Raw genomic sequence first — 410 nt, 5'->3', positions numbered from 1 at the left:
GATCAAGATAGGCGCGCTCACGGCCATGCTCGCGGTGACCGTGGCCGCCTGCACCCCGCAGTGTCCGGGCGACCTGCCGCCCCGGCCTGGCGAGCAGAGAATGTGCCGGTCGTCCTTGGAGCCTTGCGCGGGGCGTCCCGTCCCCTTCTTCAAGATTGAGGACATGTTCGTCGAGCCGGAACGCATTCGCCCAGGCGGCGAGGTTCATCGCCGCATCGTCTACACGTACTGTCCGCGCGTCGCCGGCAAGGTGGCGCGTGGGACCGTTCGGACGTCCGTCTACCTCGGCCGGCAACGGCTCGCGACCAGCAGCAAGACCGGCTTTCCCATCATCCCTGGGACGTACACTTACGACGCCTCCGTTCGTATGCCGGCCGATGCGGCCGAGGGCATCTACACTCTGGAGACGC

The 410-nt window shown here is 67.3% G+C and carries 1 protein-coding gene; it reads left to right on the top strand.

Translation table 11 applies throughout. The features are described 5' to 3' along the window. Positions 1-163: 163 nt before the first annotated feature. The coding region (locus I6F37_RS42360) for a hypothetical protein (RefSeq protein ID WP_225154729.1) at positions 164-410 on the top strand (247 nt) is incomplete at its 3' end.

The sequence above is a fragment of the Bradyrhizobium sp. NBAIM08 genome (assembly GCF_020193935.1).
Taxonomy (GTDB): domain Bacteria; phylum Pseudomonadota; class Alphaproteobacteria; order Rhizobiales; family Xanthobacteraceae; genus Bradyrhizobium; species Bradyrhizobium yuanmingense.
Note: the sequence above shows the minus strand (reverse complement) of the source record. Positions and strands in the feature narration are given on the sequence as shown.